The following is a 19,474-nucleotide window of genomic DNA, read 5'->3' as shown; positions in this document are numbered from 1 at the left end:
CAAACCTACCCCTTTCCACTATTTTTCATAAGATACAGTTACATTTGTTAAAACATCTTTTAAAGTTTTTGTATTTGGATTTCCTTGAGCATCCTTTTCAACATCATCATTTGTAATGATTTTAACTGTTCCATTTTTTACAGTTTCAAAAACTTTTTCATAATCAGTTTGTGTGAATTTTTTAAATCTTGAAAAATCATCAGATAATCCTACATAGTCACCTTCAGCATTTAAAATATGTAATCCACCTTCAAAAGTTCCTGCATAAACAGCAGCTATTTCATCAGCAACAGTTTTCTTAACACCTTTCATAGCTGAAGTTAATACAGTCTGACTTGCATCTTTTTGATCACTATCAACACCAATAGTCATTTTATTTGTTTGTTCAGCAGCAGCAAAGATTGAGTTACAGATTTGTCCACCACAAGAGAAAATAATTTCAGTTCCTGTGTTATACCATCCAGCAGCTTTTGACTGAATATCTGGAGATTCATTAAATGAACCTGTATATGTATATTTCACTTCTACTTGAATTCCTAATTCTTTAGCAGCATCATTTGCACCTTGTAAATAACCATAACCATAGTTAATAACAGCAGGTAAACTAATACCACCCATGAAACCTAATTTTGTATAACCTTCTTTAACAGCAGCATATCCTGCTAAATATCCCGGTTGTGCTTCTTCATATTTTGCACAGTAAACATTTTTAGCTGGTTCAGCAGGTGTTTCTTCTGCTTCAGCAGGTGTTCCATCAATTAAGATAAAGCTTACATCTGGATATTCATTTTGAATATTTGCAATTGTCTGATTAAATTTGTAACCAGGACAAACAACAATTTTTGCTCCATTTTCAATTGCATTTTCAATTTGTTGAGTATAACCTGCTGTATCAAAACTTGATGGTTTATAATATTTTGTACCCACCTCATTTTTATCACCATATTCCTCAACCGCTTCCCATGCAGATTGATTAAATGATTTGTCAGAGATTGTTCCCTGATCAGTAACAAGTGCAATTTCTGGAGTTTTGTCTTCTGAATCTCCTCCACCACTACCACATCCTACCAGCACCATAGATAATGCCAATAAAGACGCAAACATTTTTTTCATACTTTTTCCTCCTTTAACATTCTACCCTTATTTTAACATCATTTTCACAAAATAAAAAGAGAAAACGACAAATATCTTTGTAATCAGTCATTTTCTCTTAATGATAAAATAAAATTATATTGATAAAATCAATGTTTTATAGATCTTCTTCATGGTATTGTCGAATATAAACTTCTCGTGGTTTACTGCCAAGTTGTGGTCCAATGACACCATCTTCTTCTAAACGATCGATAATACGTGCCGCTTTATTATAACCAATTCTAAATTTTCTTTGCAATAAAGAAGTTGATGCTTTTTGAGCCTGTATCACAAATTCTCGACACATTTCATATTCTTCATCTTCTTCATCAAAACTATCATGACTTTGTGATGAAGACAACGATTTGACATTAACATATTTATCTTCATAGACAGCTTCCTGTTGCGAAGATACATAATGGACAATAGCTGCAACTTCTTCATCAGTGACAAAACACCCCTGCACTCTTGTTGGAGATGATGAACCCATTGGTGAAAAAAGCATATCACCTTTTCCTAATAGTTTTTCAGCTCCAGATGTATCAAGAATAGTACGTGAATCAATGCTTGAAGAAACTGCAAAAGCGATACGTGAAGGAATATTTGCCTTAATGACACCCGTAATAATATCAGTTGAAGGTCTTTGTGTTGCGACAATCAAATGAATACCAGCCGCACGTGCCATTTGTGAAATACGCATGATACAATCCTCAACATCTTTACTGGCTACCATCATCAAATCAGCAACCTCATCAAGAATAATCACATGATATGGCAATATTTCTTTTTGACCGTCTTCATGTTCATGATTATATTTTTTAGCAAGTTCGTTATATCCTTGAATGTTTCTGGCATTTACACTGGCGAATAAATCATAACGTCTTTCCATTTCAGCAACAACTTCACGTAAAACAGCTGCTGCCTTTTTAGGATCAGTCACAACCGGTGCCAATAAATGTGGAATACCATTATATACAGATAATTCAACCTTTTTAGGATCAACCAGAATCAGTTTAACTTCATCCGGTCTGGCACGCATTAATAATGATGATATAATCGTATTGACACAAACAGATTTTCCAGAACCTGTTGCTCCAGCGATTAAAAGGTGGGGCATTTTATCTAATTGGGCAAAAACTGGTTGACCTGACACATCTTTCCCTAATGCAACAACAAGAGGATTATGTTGAAATTTGGATTGAGATAATAAATTTTTCAAAACATCTTTAAATCCAACAACTGCCCCACTTTGATTAGGCACTTCAATACCAACATAAGGTTTACCCGGTATAGGGGCTTCAATTCTGATATCCGCAGTTGCAAGGGCTAATTTAATATCATCTTGTAACTGTAAAATTTTATTGACTCTTGTGCCGATTTCCAGCTTGAGTTCATATTTTGTAATGGTTGGACCAATAAAGGCATTTTCAATTGTAGCATTCACACCAAATTGTTTAAGTACAGTTGTTAATCTTGTCGCATTCTTTTGAGCTGCACTTCTTTCTTTATTGGCATTATGTGTTGATTTTGTTGACAATAATGATAAAGGTGGCAACTGATAATGGGATAAATCTGTTTGAACAGGTGTTTCCTCAACAGGTTCTTCTAATTTTTTTTCTTTCTTTTGGAGAGTTTTTTTCTCTTTAATATCTATTTTCATCTGATCTTGATCAAACTCAAAAGCACTCGTTATTTCTGGATCTATTTTTTCTTCATGCTGATCTTCAAAAGCAGAATCAGGGAAAAGAGGAATTTCTTCATCTTTAGACATAAAGTCAAAAAAGTGTGATTTTTTCTTTAAAACAATAGTCTGTACAGGAGGTTCCTGTGGTTCCTTCTTTTTTTGTTTCTTTTTATCTTTTTGATGCTGAAAATAAAGCTTACTAAAAATCAAAGCCAACCCAATAATCAAAATAATAACAGAAAAAATCAAAGCACCTAAACTTTCAAACAAGGCACTCAACACACCATAAAAACATGTTCCAATCAAGCCACCTTTGTTCATTTGCTGACTTTGAATATATGTAGAAATGATCCCTAGTCCACTGACCTGTGATTGTCCCGGAATAGAAGCCATCGTCAAAACACTAGCAAATACAGCATAAATACCAATTGCTTCTGGTCCATTGAAACGTGGAATCTGTGCTTTCCATAAAATATAAAAGCAAAGGATAAGCAATGCCAGATAAACAACACCATATAAATGACCTGTTAAAAAAGCAAAACAATTATGCATTCCCTCTCCAATAAAGCCTAAACGTAAAGCTGATACAACAATAGCAAATATACCAAACAATACAATAATTCTTAAACGTAGTTTTTCCTCTAAAATCTGATTTTTAGATTTTTTAGAACGTTTTGATTTTGCCATCATGCTCACCTTCTTTCAATTTTTCATTATAACAAAATCTCCTATTAATGAAAAGAAAAAGCAAGATTTCTCTCGCTTATATTTCGACAACAACACCAATAAAAACAGGTTTCTTGCCAGTTTCTTTCATAATATATTTCATTGATTGTTCTTTCATCATACTTCTAATTTCAGCAATTTCCATGTCTGGATTATCTTTTAATTGTCCTACAACTTTCTCACATATTTCAATCACATGTTTAATAACATATTCTGAATCTTTAAGATAAACAAATCCTCTTGTCTGACAATCTGTTTGAGCAACAATATCCTTTGTTTCTCTTGATATTGTTAAACCAACAACGACAACACCATCATTAGCAAGTTGAATACGATCATCAATGACCTTTTCTCCAACATCTCCAATACCAATACCATCAATCATCACATCATCTATTTCAAAAACATCTCGTGTATCTAATAAACGTCCATCTTCAAATGTGATACGTTCACCATTATCCATAATGATAATACGTTCATCTGGAATATCCATGTCTTTGGCTATTTGCTGATTAAAGATAAAATGCTGATATTCACCTTTCATTGGAATATAATATTTTGGTTTAAAAATCTGAATAATAACTTTAATATCTTCTTTAGAAGCATGCATTGAAAATAAATCTTTATTTTTCAATAAATGCACATGAGCATCTGTTTTATATAAACCATTATGTGCTTTATTGGCAATCTTTTCAGTTCCTGGTAAAACTGGAGAAGCTACAATAAATGTATCACCTTTTCTTAATTTTAATAAATCATCGCCACCATCAATAATATCACAAATATCATGATAAATACGTCTAGGGCTTCCACTTAATAAAATAACATAGTTACTATCATATTGAGGCTGTCCAATCTTATCTTTATCTCCCAATAGATGATCTTCAACATTCAAAACAGGTTTTTTAGATCTTTGAGCAATTCTCAATAAAGTATTCGTATTATCATATTTATCACGACCATAAAAGACAATCTGGCGTTTGTATTTTTTTGTCAGCTCAATGATTTCCTGTGTTCTAAAAACATTTTGAGCATAACTTGAAATAATAATTCTTTCATAACTATCTTCAAAAATACGATCAATTTTATTTGTTAATTTATGATTTGGTGAAGTATAGCCATCATGTTTTGCACCAGAAGATTCTACTAATAAAGCCAGAACACCTTTCTTCCCTATTTCCATCATTTTTTGAATATCACATTGAAATTCCTTAGGAGCTCCAAAATCAATAATAAATTCACCACTATAGACAAGATAGCCATGACTTGTCCATAAAGCAACACCAACACTTCCCGGAATAGAATGTGTCACTGGAAAAAATTCAACAGGAACACCTTGAATATCAATCGATGCATTACGATGAACAGGTTGTAAATCTAAATCAATTTTGACACGATTATGACGTTGAAAACGTTCAATCATTTGTTTGATAAGAAGTGCCGTTAAACGTGTTGCATAAACTGGAGCATGAATGATCTGCAATAAATAAGGTAATGCCGCCATAGCATCATCATGACCATGTGTAATAATAATGGCAGCGACCTGATCAGCTCTTTCTTCTAAATATGTAAAACTAGGAATGATGACATCAACACCTAGTTTATCAGAATCAGGAAAACGAAAACCCGAATCGATGATAAAAATCTTATTATTAATTTCAAAACAATACATACTTTTGCCCATTTCGGCTTGTCCGCCCATAGGTATCAATTTTATGACATCATTTTTCATTCTTTCACCCTTTCATTTCATATTGACTCTTTAATATCATTATACATTTGTTTTGCATTTGTGTATAGATTTTTTCAAAAAGTATGAATATCATAACATATTCTCTTTGATGCTTCAAATCATTTTCTGATATTTTTCAATAAGCAGGTTTCATTTTCACTTTAAAATAACGATTTCTCACAATAATGCTCTTATTTTGATATATGATATCGTTCGTTAAATTTTTTTATATCCCAAGATAAAAGGCTGATATTGTTGATGTAAGAAAGCAGCTTTTAATGTATTGACGACTTTATTCTTATCAGCAATCATACTCTGTGGTTTCTTTTGATAATGATCTTGAAACATCGGAACAAAATAATAATTTTTCTTATTAAACAGAGATAAAAGATGAACACCACTACTAGAAAGAATGTCATTTGAATAAACACCTAAAACAATAGGAATCTGATTACGAACACAAGATTTGACAAGCATCGTTACACAATTATCATTAATCCCCAAATCTATCTTATTCAATGTTGTGGCATCACAAGGATAGACAACAACAGCATCAAGTTGAGGATGAGGACCATAAATTTCGGCTTCTTGAATTGTCGTATGCACTTTTTTACCTGTTATATTCTGAATATGTGATATTAACTCAGAATGTGAATAAAAACGTGTATCCATCTTATAAACATGCGGTGTTACAAATACCTCTACTTCATAGTTTTGACAAAGTTGTTTTAATACATCAAGCATATCATCCATACTACAAAATGAACCCGTTACAGCAAATCCAATTTTATTCATGATTGATTTCCCTTTCTATTTGATCTGCCATCATTTTTCCAGCATAACCATAGGCATATTTACTGGGAATAGATGGTAAAATAATACTGTTGAAACCTTTAGATAAGGCATAATGATGATCGACCCCATAAGGATAGGAAGCTATATCTAGAATCATCATATGAGAATGTGCCTGATCCAAATGCTTAGGAGTGACAATTTGTGATGGAACGGTATTAATCAAAATTTCACAAGACGATAAATCCATATCTTGAAGACAATACGGCTTTGCATGAGCTTTTTTAATATCGTCAAATAACTGATTATTTCTTACACCGACATGAACACAAGCCTGTAAAGCCACTAGTGCTTTGACAATTGCTTTGCCACAATGACCATAACCTAAAACATGAACTTGACTTTGATATAATGGAAAACGACGATGTGAAATCAAATAAGCAAGCATACCTTCAGCTGTTAATAGACTATTTTGATTGATGAAATATTCATCATCCAAAAATGCTTCATATTCAAAATGATATTGTTTACCTAATTCCTCCAAATAACGATTATGCACGATTGTAAAGATTTTTGTATGTGGTTGCAACTGTTTCCATATACTGTCTTCTACCACAATCGTTTCATGATGCAAGAAAAGATGATTTTTGCAATCAACACCCTTCATTCCTAAGTAAATCATCTGACAAAAACGCAAATCACTCCACTCATCTGTGACATAATAACCTTGACGAATCAATTCTTCCATTAATTCCTGTCCACGTAAATCATCATGATTAACAAAAACAAGCATTCCTAGTCACCTCATTTTAAAATATGAATTCTTTTGAATTTGGTGATAGTTTTATGAACAAAAAATATTTTTTTGATTTTCAATCTGTTCATCTAATATTTGCATAAACATAGATAAATGTGGCAAAATATAATCAGATGCTTTCCATACTAATTCCTTTTCATCCTTGATTTCATCTGTTATTTCAAGCTGATAATGGACAACCATAAGATAGTTGTATGTATCTTCATGAACCCCTACTTTGGCTTCCACAATAACATCCTTTATTGTTTGAGATTCTGTTGGTAAAAGATGGCATGTCATATTAATCTTCTTTCCAAAAACTTCCATATCATTCATTAAAATATTCATTTCTTTTAAATTAACTTTCATTTTTTTATCCTCCTACTATTTATATATACATTTTTTATGGATTTTTCTTTTTATTTTTGAAAAAAAGTATATAATTTTTTCAAGAGGTGTCATTATGTCTTATTTTTTCATTTTTCTTTTTACTTTTTTTATTGCAACAAGAAAAGATATTATCTACAACAACATTACTGGTGTTTCAACCATTCCCGAATATCACTTTCTTGTGATGATTTATACCATCATCTGTGCTATATTTTTTGCTTATCAGACATATCGCCATTTTCATTATTTATATCATTATCCTTTGTATATTCCTTTTCTTATTGTATTAGCTACACTATCTATGTGTATTGGAAGTATTTGTCCCTATACGAATACACCAACATGGCTATCATCTATTCATGTATATGCCTCTATGTCAGCTTCCATTCTTTTTATTTTACTCTTACAAATCTATACACATGAACTCTCACTTCAATTTCCAAATGTTTATCTACAGACACATTGGATTTTTCATGTAGGTTTACAGGTTCTTGTTCTTTTGTTTCTTGTCAGTGGTGCCATTACTGGCATGATAGAAATATTATATATCTTTTTTATCTGTTTATATCTTTATGCCATTGATCGACAAATGAAAAAAGTAAGTCATATGACTTACTCAGTTAAACAATTTTGGAATAAAAATCATTAAACCAACAATAACAGAAGCCATCGCACTCACCAGCACAGCTCCTGCCGCTGTGTCTTTTGCTGTTTTGGCAAGTGGATGAATTTCATGTGTACATAAATCCACAACTGCTTCAATAGCAGTGTTCACTAATTCTAAAGAAATAACTAAAGCAAACAAAAGAATACAGATAAACCATTCCATAACAGATAAATGAAATATGAAACCACATATCACAACAAGAAACATAAAGAGAAAATGAATTTTAATATTTCTTTCTTTTTGAATACAATGTATAATTCCTGAAATAGCATAACCTAAACTTTTATAAAATGGATCTTTATGCATAATCTTTACATCAAGTTTATGAACTTGATACTTTCCTCCTTCTACAAAAACAATTTTTTTGATATTATCATCTTTTCAAATTATAGCATAGAAAGACAATAGGCTCTAGTTGTTTTACAATAAAAAACTTTCAAATTGGATTCACTTTATAAAATCATTTATGATAACATATATCATCTGCTTTCTATTTTAATAATATATCTTATTTAATGATTCTTATAAAACATAAAAAAAGAATCAACTCATTGAAGAAAGTTGATTCTATAAACCTTGATACATCAAGGCAATTTACAAATGGCGTCCACGGAGGGATTCGAACCCGCGACCGCACGCTTAGAAGGCGTGTGCTCTATCCAGCTGAGCTACGTAGACATCTGTTTTTCGACTGCTCATATATATTAGCATAACATTTTAGAACATGCAAGAGTTTTTTTACTTTTTTATAAAAAAATTCATATAAAAAAATCAGTATCTCCATGATAGGAAAACTGATTTATCAAAACTTAGTTTTTATGTGTCATTTTCTGAATGAGATGATCCATAACATTGCGAGAAATACCTAATCGATGACAAAAATAATCTTTTATGTCTTCCATTGATTTCCCTGCCAGTTCTCTTTCATCAATACCCAATTGAGCCATTGCATCTTTCACTTGATCATACATTTGTGTATTTCCTTGCTGATATTGATTAACCATCTCGTCATAAAATGCTTGAGCATCATTTATTTTTTGATCATCAATTTGATGAAGACGTTCAAATTCTTCGTGAATCTTATATAATTCATCAACTTCTTCACTATCTAATCCCAGCTCATCAAAAAATTCCCATGCTCTTGAACAAAGATGTTCCAATTCATAACAATAATTTTCTTCATCCAACCCTTCAATGATTTGAAGTTCTTGAGTCAGTTCCTTCATGAATTTTTTTTCTTCTTGATTCAATTCCAGATCCTCATAAACATCTCCTGCAAGATCATTAAGAACAATTGAAATATAATAAGCTACTTTTTCATGAACGGTCATCTTTAAATCAATATGTAAGCCTGTCACTTGCGAAAGAATATCTAGAAAAACTTCTGGATCAATGGTTTGACGTCTAAAAGCAAAACCTCCTTGTGCAGTTTTCACAATTGCTTTCACACTAGGATTTTGATGATGTTTTTCCAACTGCAAACTTGTTATGTCCTCAAAGTTAATATGTCCAGTTTGTCCTAACTGAAAATAAAATGCCTGTGGTGTGATTATCATACCCTGACTACCATCCTGTTCCTGACTGGCATCTATAAAAGCAACAACATCCAAGATATCTGGACTGCCATAAGCGTATATAGCAAAACTCATTTGAGGTGGCAATTGATCTTTTAAATATAATTGACCATTGACAACTAATTTTTGATCTATATCAAAAGCTATTTTTTCATCTGACATCATGATTCCTCCCATACATTTCATTGAGATGTTTTTATACCTCAATGAAAATCACTTTATTTTTGTATCTTTTTTAGACGAAAATCAAGTTTTCCATTATCAATCAATAAAACACCATAACTTCTATCACTACCACCACGTGGTAATGTTGTTGAACCGGGATTAATGTAGTAAAAATCTCCATCTTTTTCAAACATAGGCATATGTGTATGTCCTGATATCAATACACGACAATGATGTCTGGTTAGAAGATCATTCATTACCAGTTCCCTGTTAAAATATCCAAAATACTGCCCATGTGTAATAAAAATAGGAACTCCTTCTACATTTAAACGCGCTTCTTTTGGCAAATCTAAAGACCAGTCATTATTTCCTTTAACACAAATAAAACCCTCAAGGACTCTGATATCATATGCCTCACTATCGCCACAGTGAACGAAATAATCAGCCCCCTGTTCTTGTTCTTTAACATAGTCTATCATTGATTGATCACCATGATTATCTGACATAATTACAATTTTTTTCATTTTCATCACCTAGACTTTATTATACCAAAAAATTTTACATTTTAATATAATTATAATGAATTTGTGATGTTTCCTGACTTCTGACATTTTCTCCATTAATATAAATTTGCACATCTTCAACATCGTTTAATGATTTTAATGACAAAATCATTAATTCTTCTAAAGTACGATCAATCGTTTCATTATCTAATAAAATGTGTGAATCCAATTCGAGTGTTAAAATATGATCTTTTAATGTTGCATCTAACAAATGAATCTTACTATTAATATGATTTAAAATTGTTTTCACTTGAAGAAACAAATCAGCTTGTTCATGAATTCTTAATGTTTTAGGTACATAATAAAGATAATCACCTACAGTCTTTTCTTGATAAACCATGACAGGAATACTTTCATGTAAAAAAGTAGATGCATCTTCAAAATTATTCAATCCTAAATCTTTGGTTAAATGATTTAAAGGAATTGTACTATTAGGTAAATGAGAAATATCTTGACCATCAATCTGTAGATATAACTGCTCAACTTGATCATAATCAGTCAAAACATAAGTCAATGCTTCAATAACGTTGAAATCATTATGCTGGGTATATAAAAAATCATTAAAACTGACAGTTAAAATATGATTATTGAGTTCGATAGATTGAATTTCCAACTGTGCATCAAGAACTGGATATAATCCATAGGTCTGTAATTGGGAAGATTGCATCAGATCTATCTTATTTCGTATATCTGTTTCCATCTCCATTTGATTATGCAGATTAATACTGACTGGTATCAAATCATGATCCTGATCTTGGAAAATAACAGTTTGTATATAAGTTTCATTCGCTTCCTGTTTTTGATCTTGATTTAAATAAAACCATGAAAATGTACTTAAACAAACAATCAAAAGAGCTACGACAACAACCTTCTTATCCATGTTTCCACCTCAAAACAGAATATGATGAAGCCTTTAAAAATATGATAAAAAAAGATTCTCGAAAGAACCTTTTATAAATCAAGATGTTTGACTATAAAATTTTGAAAATCAAAAAAGCCATACGAAGATTGAAAAAACTTTTGAGGATCTCCTGTTGTATATATTTGAATATTTCCAGTACATGATGATTGATTTTCTAATTGATGATTTTTCAAATAAGATGCCACTTCTTGGCAAATAGAGGCACTACTGGAAATATAATCAACATTTGGAAACACTTCTTGAATCTGATTAAGTAAAACAGGATAATGAGTACATCCTAAAATAATTGCGTCAACTTGTTTTTTATAAGCAGATAAGTACTGATTCAATAAATCATGGACACCTGCTTTATATTGTCCAGATTCAATGACTGGAACCAATTGAGGGGTTGCTAATTCATAAACAACAGTATCGGGATTGTATTGTAAAATCATCTGACGATATTTATGAGAGTGAATCGTTGCTTGAGTCGCAATTACCAAAACACGTTGATGATGACGAGCCAGAAATTCATGAACAGTTGAATGAATAACACCCACAATAGGAATACCTTTATATAAATTTTGTAATTCTTCTAAGACATTGGCACTTGTTGTATTACATGCCAGAATAATCATTTTGACATTTTGACTGACAAAATAATCACAAATACGCTTCGTATATTCTAAAAGCTGTGCCTTTGTTTTGTCACCATAAGGACAATGTGCATTATCACCAATATAAATCATATTTTCCTGTGGAAATTGGTGTAGCATATAGTCTAAAACTGTGAGTCCTCCAACTCCTGAATCAAAAACACCGATTGGATTATCCATATTTATTCTCCTTCATTTTGTAATTGATATTCTTCTAAAGTTAATTGGGAATCATGTAGTGATTTGGCTAACGATTTGCCAACATATCGATAAATATGGGCGTCATAGGCATGGTTAGTAATGGATGCTTTACGTTGAGGATATCTTAATATAAATCCATACTCATAAGCATGTTCTTCTAACCACTGTGCCATTTCTGTTTGAGCAAATTCCTGATAAGGCAATTGTGATTGAGTCACTTCAATTGTTAAACCAAGTTGCGCCTCACAATATCCCATTTCATCATCTTTCAATGTTTGTGGTGATTGATAGGCTCCACGTAATAAGAAACCTTTGTATTCTTTACTTAAATCATTATAAAGTTTTAAAAGTGCATTATAGGCATCTTTTTGTAGATACATTGTATAATTGATTCTTGGAATATCTTGTACCAGAATCAATTCTTTAGGTTCATATTGACCAATATAATTTTGTTTATTCACTAAAGTATCCAGTTCATAAGGATTAAAAACAATATGCACATCAGAAGGCAAAGTTGTTGTCAATAAGTTCATTAATGTCTGTTGATTATAAGCCTGTGTCAACATCTTCATGATTTGACTGATCTGTTGTAAATCTTCATAACCTTTGCTTTGTAGATAGAGAATATATTCTTCACTATCTTGGACAAAAGAGTAATCATTTTGTTGATATAATGTTTTTACAGAAGTATAAATATCAATATAATCAAAATGAAAATTATCTGTATTTAAAAAAGCTTCTTCTAATGCATTATGTACAAGTATTTTAGCCTGATCATAGGCTTGTTGATGATAGAGATATTCTAAACGTGTTGCAAGAGAATTGCCTGTTTCTAAAATATCTTCAGTATTGTCATAACGATTTGTCCCTTTTAATAAATTATAATATTGATAATTGACAAGTTGAAAATCATCATACTCTATATATTGAATAAACAAATCAATAGATATTTGATTATCTATTAAATATTCCTGTTCATCTTCACTTAAATATTTTTCTATTAAAACACGATTATCATTATTAACGCCATTGACACGATAAAATTTGTCAAAATGAAGATTGACTACATAAAAAGAACAGCCAAATAAAATAATAATTACAAGAAATAAGTGCCATGTTTTTAATTTCATGCCATCACCCTTTCTGGACTATTATAATACATATTGTTTTATTTTTAAAGGAAAGAAAAGAAATTGATTCCTAAAAATCAATTTCTTTCATTTTCATCAATTCTAAAACTGCTTGTATACGTGATTCTACTCCCAGCTTTTGAATAACATTTGAAATATGATTACGAACTGTCTTTTCACTAATATATAGTTTTTCAGCAATATCCTTTGTCGTATAAGATTGTATTAAGAGTGTAAAAATTTGTTTTTCACGTTTTGTTAATAAGGAATGCATTATATCCCTCCCACAATAATATATGTCAAAGGGCTATGAGCTGTGCTCATCTGGATGTAAAGATTGAAAAAGTTCTTGAGCCACCTTATCAGGTAAAACTTCTTTAAGCTGTTCTAAAGAAGCTTCTTTCATACGTTTTACACTTTTAAAATGATGCAATAATTGTTGTTTACGTTTAGGACCAATACCTTCTATTTGATCTAAAGTTGATGCAAACAATGATTTAGAACGTACATTTTTATGGAAGCTAATAGCATAACGATGCACCTCATCTTGCATACGTGTTAATAAAAAGAATAATTCACTTTTAGGATGAATAGAAATAGGATGTCCTTCTGTATCTAATAACATTGCTGTTGAATGCTTATCATCTTTAGCCAAACCATAAACAGGAATAGACATACCTAAAGCATCTATCACTTCTTTAGCTGCGTGAATCTGTCCCAGTCCCCCATCAACAATAATCATGTCCGGTGGTGTCAGATTTTCCATAAGCACACGATAATAACGTCGATAGATTACCTCACGCATACTGCCATAATCATCTGGACCTTCTACTGTTTTAATTTTAAACTTACGATAATCTTTTTTAGAAGGTACACCATCTTTAAAACAAACCATTCCTGCCACAGCATAAGCTCCTTGAATATTTGAGTTATCAAAGAGTTCAATGATATGAGGAGGATGAGGCATTTGTAATAACTCTCCTAATTGTTGAATAGCTCCTAAAGTTGCGGCTTCATTTTTTTCCATAAGCTGAAATTTTTTTTCTAATGATTCTTTTGCATTTTCAATAGCCATCTGAACTAATGAAGCTTTATTTCCTTTTTGAGGTTTTAAAATTTTACATTCAATAATTTGTGACAATAAATCAATATCCATATCCAAAGGCACTAAAATTTCTTTTGGAAGTGTGTTATTTTGATAAAAAGATACCATAAACTGTTGTAAACTTTCTTGAACATGGTCTTCAATAGGAATCAGATTTAAATCTCGTGATAACAATTTTCCATGACGCATGAAAAATAACTGTATACTTAAATAGCCATGATCTACATAATAACCAAGAATATCTCGATCAACCTGATCATTAAATTGAACATGCTGTTTTGCTGTGACATAACGAATATGAGAAATGAGGTCACGATACTCTTTAGCCTGTTCAAAATTCAATTGTTCACTGGCTTGATTCATTTTTTCTGTCAATTCACTGACTTTTTCTTTGATATCTCCATTTAACAATTTGGTAATTGATTTTTTGATATCATTATAAATTTCAACATCTACCTCCTGAATACATGGAGCCAGACATTGTCCTAACGAATAATAAAGACAAGGCTTCTTAGGAATGTGATTACATTTACGTAATGGATAAAGACGATTGAGTAATTTATATGTTTCTCTGGCTGCTGTCGCATCTGGAAAAGGTCCAAAATGTTTGGCTTTTCTTTCTTTAGCATTACGTACAATTCTTAATCTTGGGTGAGTTTCATTTGTCATTTGAATATATGGATAATAAGTATTATCCATGAACATAATATTGTATTGTGGTGAATAGTCTTTAATTAAATTAATTTCCAATAATAGAGCTTCTTTTTCACTATCTGTCACAATATAATCAAAATCTACAATTTCACTCACAAGTTTTGTTGTTTTATAATTATGCACACCTACAAAATACGAATGGACACGATTTTTTAATTTTTTGGCTTTACCAACATAAATAACTGTCCCCTCTTTATTTTTCATAAGATAACATCCAGGCGAAGATGGTAATAAAGAGAGTTTATTTTTAATTAAATCATTCATTATTCAAAATACACCAACGTAGCTCCTAATCCGCCTTCATTAGGACCCCCATCACGATATGAAACAACATGCTTATTTTTATCCAGTAAGCGACGCACCCCTTTACGTAATGTTCCTGTTCCCATACCATGAATAATACGTACATGTGGATACCCTAAAACAAGAGCATCATCTAAAAACTTATCAACCAGACTCATCGCTTCCTCATATCTTTTCCCAATAATATTCAATTCATAAGTTCCTGTTTTTGATACTGTTGATTTTTTCACTTTGGCCTTTTCGACTTTTTTCACCTTTGTTTGAGGATGTAAATAAAGCACCTCATCTTCATGTAATTTCACATTCAACCCGGATAAAGAAACCATAATCATATGATTCTTTAAGATTTCAACAATATCTCCTTCTCTATTCATTTTCAAAACACGTACATGATCACCAACATGTAAGGCATGTTGCTGCTTGTAAACAACATCTTGTTGAACATATTTTAACTGATCTAAATCATGTTTTGTTTGAATGATTTCATGTTGTTTCATTGTCGATTGCTTCATTGTATCCAAAATATCTTGAACATCTGTTTTGGCTTTTTCAACAATATCATTGGCCTCATCTTTTGCCTTTTGCAACATCTGATCTTTTTGATGTTCCCATTGATGCAAAGCATGTTCATATTGTTTTTTGAGTTGCATTGCTTCCTGCATACTCTTTTGTAAATCTTGTTCTTTTTGTTCTAAAAGAGTTTCTTTTGACTGTAATAATTCCATCAGTTTTTCATGTTCACTCATTGCCTCATTTTTTATTTCTCGAGCTTTTTGAACGATTTCATGATCCAACCCTAATAGTTCAGCAATCTCAATCGCATAAGATTGTCCAATACTCTCTAATTGAAGGTGATATGTGGGTTTCATAGCCTGTAAATCAAAACCAACCGCTGCCATTAAAATTTCAGAATGTTCACTGGCAAAAGTTTTTAAACGTCCATAATGGGTTGACGTCAAAACAAAAGAATGTATATCTATAAAGCGTGATAAAATAGCTTGAGCTAAACTTTCCCCTTCTTGTGGGTCTGTTCCTGAACCAATTTCATCTAAAATGACTAAACTTGAAGATGTCGCCTTATGAAGGATATCAATCATCTTCATCATATGACTAGAAAAAGTGGAAAGCGACTGTTCAATAGATTGTTCATCACCCAAATCGACATAAATTTGATCAAATAATGGAATTGTTGCTTCACGAGCCGGAACAGGTAAACCACAAATAGCCATAAAAGAGAGTAACCCCGCTGTTTTTAAGGTCACCGTCTTCCCTCCTGTGTTACTTCCAGTAATCAATAAGACACGATGATTTTTTAAAATAATATCATTGGCTACAACTTTATCCTGATCAATACAAGGATGTCGGGCTTCTAAAAGAGAAAGTTCGTTTCCATCTTTTTGAATAACAGGACGAACACAATGATAGAGCACACCAAATTGAGCTTTCGCAAAAATAAAATCAAGTTCACTCAATAATTCTAAATTAAAATGAAAATGATAATAATGATTTTTAACAAGCTGTGAAAGCTGATAAAGAATACGTCTGATTTCTTCTTTTTCCTGAGCTTCATATAAACTGATTTGATTATTCATTCCAACGACTTCAGCCGGTTCAATATAAACCGTCTGACCAGTAGCACTTTGAGCATGAATAAGACCCTGTATCTGATTTTTATGGCTTGACTGCACCGGCAAGACCAGACGATTATTACGTGTTGTCATCTGATCAATGGATAAATAATCACGACTTTCTTTTACGAGATGTTCCATGCGTGAACGCATTTGACTTTGTAAATTTTTAATCTGACGTCGAATATGTAAAAGTTGAGGACTGGCCTGATCATTAATTGTTCCATCTAAAGCAATACATCTTGTGATTTCATCACGAAGATGCGGTTGATCAACCAAACCTTCATAAAGATCTTTTAAAAATCGCACGGTTATTTCACTATTTTGAAAATAATTCTGGACATGCATGACGCATTCAAGATGAGCTTGAACCAATAAAAGTTCTTCACCTGTCAATGTTCCATCACGATTGGCTTTTTTTAAACTTGAAGTCATATCAGTAAGACCACCTAATGGCAATCGACCAAGTCGTTCAACAAACTGCATTGCTTCTTCAACTTTATCCAATGCTTCTTGAATTTCTTCTTCATCATCAAACATTTGTAAAGATTGTATTTTATCTTTTCCAAGTGTTGAAGCACAGTAATGAAGCAATTGTTCTTGAATTTTGTTCATTTCTAATGTTTCATAGATTGTTTTCATATTGTCACATCCTTATCTGAGATAAAAAATCTTGAATTTGCTGAGGTGAATAATGGGCATTTTCTAATAAATTTTTGAGTTGTTCAAACTGTGATGCATTAAGCTCAATAGATTGTCCATTGGATTGAAAAATATGTTTTTCAAAAATCTTTAAAGCCTCCTGTTCATCAATTATATCAAAAGTTAAAGCCTGTAATGTAAGCCTTGCTAGAATATCTTGTGAGTAGGTTTCCATATTTTGATTTTCTTGTAATAGATCAGTCATATCTAAAACAGTCTGACTGACACTTGGAACCATGTCTACAATCTTTTGAGCCAAAAAAGATTGTTCGATCATTGTTCGTCCCTGTGGATAAAAAGGAACAACAAGAAAAATAAGAACCGGATAAAGTGTGATAATCCCTTCTAAAACATGGCTGATAAGGCCAAGCAAACGATCAAGTAAAGATGTCAAAGCTAAAGAATGCATGATTCCTTTGAGTGCTGGTTTAACAAAGACACCAATCACTTTTTTGATGATCATCAATGCAATAAAAAGAATAAATCCAACAATCAGACGATTAATCATATTACCTATCATGGACGCAATAAAATCACTTTGATCACAAGAATAGATGGTCCATATGGAAGCCAATGGTTCACTTAATAAATAAACCAAAAACAAAACTAATAAAAAACTGATAATATCATAGAGCTGTACAATAAAACCTTTTCTATAGCCAAAAATCGCACATATCAGTAAAAAGGCGACACAAAGTATATCAATAAAAGAAAAATTCAAGAAAAACCCTCCTTATAAACGCCGATATTATAACATTTGAAAAATGTTCTGTCAAAATTAACAAAATTATGTTAAAATAATAATGAGGTGATTAACGTGGAGCCAATTATACTAAAAGTTGAACAAAGTACATTGGAAAAAATGAAAAAATATTATGATAGTCAAATGGTTCCAGTTGATGACACAGACCTTGTATTTAAAGCCCACGCTATTGGTTGTGATATTATTGCCAAAAATAATCAGACGGTTGAGTTTTTAGGTTCTAATGCTATTCAGGAGGCCAAACACTGGTCTAAGAAGATTGCAAAAAAATTAGCTACTATAACCACAGATACTGATGATGTCTTTCCATACCATCATATTGGATGTGCAGAAACCGGCTCAACAGATTATTTAGGTCCTATATGTGTTGTATCATGTTATGTTCAAGAAAAAGATATTGCCCTCTTAAAAGAATTAAAAATAGATGATATAACAACTTTAAGTAATCGGGAAATCATTCAATGTGCAAAACTTATTAAAGACCAGCTCATCTATAGTTTATTGATTTTAGATAATTCTCATTATAATAAAATGATTAATGATGGTTTTAATCAGGCTAATATTAAATCTAAACTCTACAATCAGGCAACTGTCAATGTCATGCAAAAAGTGAAACAGAATGTAAAAGTAAAAGTCATCAATCAGTTTGTTTCCCCAAAAACATATTTTAATTATTTAAAAAATGAAGTGATTGTTGTTAAAGACTTAATGTTTGTGACTGAGGCTGAAAAGAAATACATGGCAGTGTTGGCAGCTGAAATTTTATCACGATATGCTTATTTACAATATTTTGCCAATATGTCAAAAAGTTTAAAGATGAACTTAGTTCGTGGTACGAGTTCTCAAGTCGATCTAGTGGCTGCAAAAATTGCAGCAAAATATGGTCAAAATATTTTAACAAAAGTCGTCAAGCTTAATTTTACAAATACAAAACGTGTCAAAGCGTTGTTGAAAGAACAGTAAGAATGGGTGACCATTCTTTTTTATTATAGTCAAAAACTAAAAAGATATAAGAAAAAGCTATTTGTTGATATGAACCGCCCCTGTCAAGTAGACAGGTGAAATAATTAAAAATGTTTTTGATGAAGTTGCCGAGGAGACAACTTCATTTTTCTTTATGCAGCTAATGTTGTATTACTTGTATAATGTTC

At 31.6% G+C, this 19,474-nt stretch carries 18 protein-coding genes and 1 tRNA gene; 2 read left to right on the top strand and 17 right to left on the bottom strand.

All coding sequences use genetic code 11. The annotated features are described in order from the left end of the window. Nucleotides 1-18 precede the first annotated feature (18 nt). The 6 genes from B5E75_RS11840 to B5E75_RS11815 form a co-directional block, all read right to left on the bottom strand. On the bottom strand, nucleotides 19-1,113 hold the full coding sequence (locus B5E75_RS11840; RefSeq protein ID WP_087359482.1) for a BMP family lipoprotein: 1,095 nt from the start codon (nucleotides 1,111-1,113) through the stop codon (nucleotides 19-21). A gap of 136 nt (nucleotides 1,114-1,249) precedes the next feature. Beyond that, the gene (locus B5E75_RS11835) at nucleotides 1,250-3,502 is read right to left on the bottom strand and encodes a DNA translocase FtsK (protein WP_087359480.1); all 2,253 of its coding nucleotides are present in this window, start codon (nucleotides 3,500-3,502) and stop codon (nucleotides 1,250-1,252) included. 76 nt (nucleotides 3,503-3,578) lie between these two features. Continuing rightward, the gene (locus tag B5E75_RS11830; protein ID WP_087359478.1) at nucleotides 3,579-5,273 is read right to left on the bottom strand and encodes a ribonuclease J; all 1,695 of its coding nucleotides are present in this window, start codon (nucleotides 5,271-5,273) and stop codon (nucleotides 3,579-3,581) included. Between the two features lie 216 nt (nucleotides 5,274-5,489). After that, nucleotides 5,490-6,068 (bottom strand): dipicolinate synthase subunit B, encoded by a 579-nt coding sequence (locus B5E75_RS11825; protein WP_087359476.1) that lies wholly within the window; start codon nucleotides 6,066-6,068, stop codon nucleotides 5,490-5,492. Then, the gene (locus B5E75_RS11820) at nucleotides 6,061-6,858 is read right to left on the bottom strand and encodes a hypothetical protein (protein WP_087359474.1); all 798 of its coding nucleotides are present in this window, start codon (nucleotides 6,856-6,858) and stop codon (nucleotides 6,061-6,063) included. The genes B5E75_RS11825 and B5E75_RS11820 overlap by 8 nt, the downstream gene beginning before the upstream one ends. A gap of 51 nt (nucleotides 6,859-6,909) precedes the next feature. Continuing rightward, nucleotides 6,910-7,230, bottom strand: coding sequence for a hypothetical protein (locus tag B5E75_RS11815; RefSeq protein WP_087359473.1), 321 nt, complete (start codon nucleotides 7,228-7,230; stop codon nucleotides 6,910-6,912). Between the two features lie 94 nt (nucleotides 7,231-7,324). On the opposite strand from B5E75_RS11815, the gene B5E75_RS11810 reads away from it, so the two are divergent. After that, nucleotides 7,325-7,900, top strand: coding sequence for a hypothetical protein (locus tag B5E75_RS11810; RefSeq protein ID WP_087359471.1), 576 nt, complete (start codon nucleotides 7,325-7,327; stop codon nucleotides 7,898-7,900). On the opposite strand, the gene B5E75_RS11805 is transcribed toward B5E75_RS11810, so the two are convergent. The 11 genes from B5E75_RS11805 to B5E75_RS11755 form a co-directional block, all read right to left on the bottom strand. Next, complete coding sequence (locus tag B5E75_RS11805; RefSeq protein WP_087359469.1) at nucleotides 7,868-8,224, bottom strand: diacylglycerol kinase family protein; 357 nt, start codon at nucleotides 8,222-8,224, stop codon at nucleotides 7,868-7,870. The genes B5E75_RS11810 and B5E75_RS11805 overlap by 33 nt on opposite strands. 295 nt (nucleotides 8,225-8,519) lie before the next feature. After that, nucleotides 8,520-8,596, bottom strand: a tRNA-Arg gene (locus tag B5E75_RS11800). 131 nt (nucleotides 8,597-8,727) lie between these two features. Beyond that, nucleotides 8,728-9,654, bottom strand: a complete 927-nt coding sequence (locus tag B5E75_RS11795) for a hypothetical protein (protein ID WP_087359467.1) — start codon at nucleotides 9,652-9,654, stop codon at nucleotides 8,728-8,730. Between the two features lie 56 nt (nucleotides 9,655-9,710). Then, nucleotides 9,711-10,181, bottom strand: coding sequence for a metallophosphoesterase family protein (locus tag B5E75_RS11790; protein WP_087359465.1), 471 nt, complete (start codon nucleotides 10,179-10,181; stop codon nucleotides 9,711-9,713). Between the two features lie 34 nt (nucleotides 10,182-10,215). Further along, nucleotides 10,216-11,100 (bottom strand): GerMN domain-containing protein, encoded by an 885-nt coding sequence (locus B5E75_RS11785; RefSeq protein ID WP_087359463.1) that lies wholly within the window; start codon nucleotides 11,098-11,100, stop codon nucleotides 10,216-10,218. A 71-nt stretch (nucleotides 11,101-11,171) separates the two neighbouring features. Further along, the gene (murI, locus tag B5E75_RS11780) at nucleotides 11,172-11,957 is read right to left on the bottom strand and encodes a glutamate racemase (RefSeq protein ID WP_087359461.1); all 786 of its coding nucleotides are present in this window, start codon (nucleotides 11,955-11,957) and stop codon (nucleotides 11,172-11,174) included. 2 nt (nucleotides 11,958-11,959) lie between these two features. After that, on the bottom strand, nucleotides 11,960-13,108 hold the full coding sequence (locus B5E75_RS11775) for a M15 family metallopeptidase (RefSeq protein ID WP_087359459.1): 1,149 nt from the start codon (nucleotides 13,106-13,108) through the stop codon (nucleotides 11,960-11,962). 70 nt (nucleotides 13,109-13,178) lie between these two features. Beyond that, the gene (locus B5E75_RS11770; protein ID WP_087359457.1) at nucleotides 13,179-13,382 is read right to left on the bottom strand and encodes a helix-turn-helix domain-containing protein; all 204 of its coding nucleotides are present in this window, start codon (nucleotides 13,380-13,382) and stop codon (nucleotides 13,179-13,181) included. Nucleotides 13,383-13,415: 33 nt separating this feature from the next. Further along, nucleotides 13,416-15,191: an excinuclease ABC subunit UvrC gene (gene uvrC / locus B5E75_RS11765; protein ID WP_087359455.1), complete on the bottom strand. Its 1,776-nt coding sequence runs from the start codon at nucleotides 15,189-15,191 to the stop codon at nucleotides 13,416-13,418. After that, complete coding sequence (locus tag B5E75_RS11760) at nucleotides 15,191-17,500, bottom strand: endonuclease MutS2 (protein WP_087359453.1); 2,310 nt, start codon at nucleotides 17,498-17,500, stop codon at nucleotides 15,191-15,193. The genes uvrC and B5E75_RS11760 overlap by 1 nt, the downstream gene beginning before the upstream one ends. A 4-nt stretch (nucleotides 17,501-17,504) precedes the next feature. Further along, entirely contained in the window at nucleotides 17,505-18,281 is a 777-nt protein-coding gene (locus B5E75_RS11755; protein WP_087359451.1) for a CvpA family protein, read from the bottom strand. 96 nt (nucleotides 18,282-18,377) lie between these two features. Here B5E75_RS11755 and rnhC point away from each other — a divergent pair, with 96 nt between their 5' ends. Continuing rightward, entirely contained in the window at nucleotides 18,378-19,286 is a 909-nt protein-coding gene (rnhC, locus tag B5E75_RS11750) for a ribonuclease HIII (protein ID WP_087359449.1), read from the top strand. The last annotated feature ends 188 nt before the right edge of the window (nucleotides 19,287-19,474 follow it).

Source organism: Massiliimicrobium timonense (assembly GCF_002160865.1).
Classification (GTDB): domain Bacteria; phylum Bacillota_I; class Bacilli_A; order Erysipelotrichales; family Coprobacillaceae; genus Allocoprobacillus.
This window is presented reverse-complemented; position numbering and strand designations above follow the sequence as displayed.

What these genes read in the sequence shown, in the direction of transcription:
- B5E75_RS11810 (WP_087359471.1), top strand. Translation starts at nt 7,325, where the DNA reads ATGTCTTATTTTTTCATTTTTCTTTTTACTTTTTTTATTGCAACAAGA.
- B5E75_RS11775 (WP_087359459.1), bottom strand. Translation starts at nt 13,108, where the DNA reads ATGAAATTAAAAACATGGCACTTATTTCTTGTAATTATTATTTTATTT.
- B5E75_RS11825 (WP_087359476.1), bottom strand. Translation starts at nt 6,068, where the DNA reads ATGAATAAAATTGGATTTGCTGTAACGGGTTCATTTTGTAGTATGGAT.
- B5E75_RS11820 (WP_087359474.1), bottom strand. Translation starts at nt 6,858, where the DNA reads ATGCTTGTTTTTGTTAATCATGATGATTTACGTGGACAGGAATTAATG.
- B5E75_RS11770 (WP_087359457.1), bottom strand. Translation starts at nt 13,382, where the DNA reads ATGCATTCCTTATTAACAAAACGTGAAAAACAAATTTTTACACTCTTA.
- B5E75_RS11840 (WP_087359482.1), bottom strand. Translation starts at nt 1,113, where the DNA reads ATGAAAAAAATGTTTGCGTCTTTATTGGCATTATCTATGGTGCTGGTA.
- uvrC (WP_087359455.1), bottom strand. Translation starts at nt 15,191, where the DNA reads ATGAATGATTTAATTAAAAATAAACTCTCTTTATTACCATCTTCGCCT.
- B5E75_RS11830 (WP_087359478.1), bottom strand. Translation starts at nt 5,273, where the DNA reads ATGAAAAATGATGTCATAAAATTGATACCTATGGGCGGACAAGCCGAA.
- B5E75_RS11815 (WP_087359473.1), bottom strand. Translation starts at nt 7,230, where the DNA reads ATGAAAGTTAATTTAAAAGAAATGAATATTTTAATGAATGATATGGAA.
- B5E75_RS11790 (WP_087359465.1), bottom strand. Translation starts at nt 10,181, where the DNA reads ATGAAAAAAATTGTAATTATGTCAGATAATCATGGTGATCAATCAATG.
- B5E75_RS11785 (WP_087359463.1), bottom strand. Translation starts at nt 11,100, where the DNA reads ATGGATAAGAAGGTTGTTGTCGTAGCTCTTTTGATTGTTTGTTTAAGT.
- B5E75_RS11795 (WP_087359467.1), bottom strand. Translation starts at nt 9,654, where the DNA reads ATGTCAGATGAAAAAATAGCTTTTGATATAGATCAAAAATTAGTTGTC.
- B5E75_RS11805 (WP_087359469.1), bottom strand. Translation starts at nt 8,224, where the DNA reads ATGCATAAAGATCCATTTTATAAAAGTTTAGGTTATGCTATTTCAGGA.
- B5E75_RS11835 (WP_087359480.1), bottom strand. Translation starts at nt 3,502, where the DNA reads ATGGCAAAATCAAAACGTTCTAAAAAATCTAAAAATCAGATTTTAGAG.
- murI (WP_087359461.1), bottom strand. Translation starts at nt 11,957, where the DNA reads ATGGATAATCCAATCGGTGTTTTTGATTCAGGAGTTGGAGGACTCACA.
- B5E75_RS11760 (WP_087359453.1), bottom strand. Translation starts at nt 17,500, where the DNA reads ATGAAAACAATCTATGAAACATTAGAAATGAACAAAATTCAAGAACAA.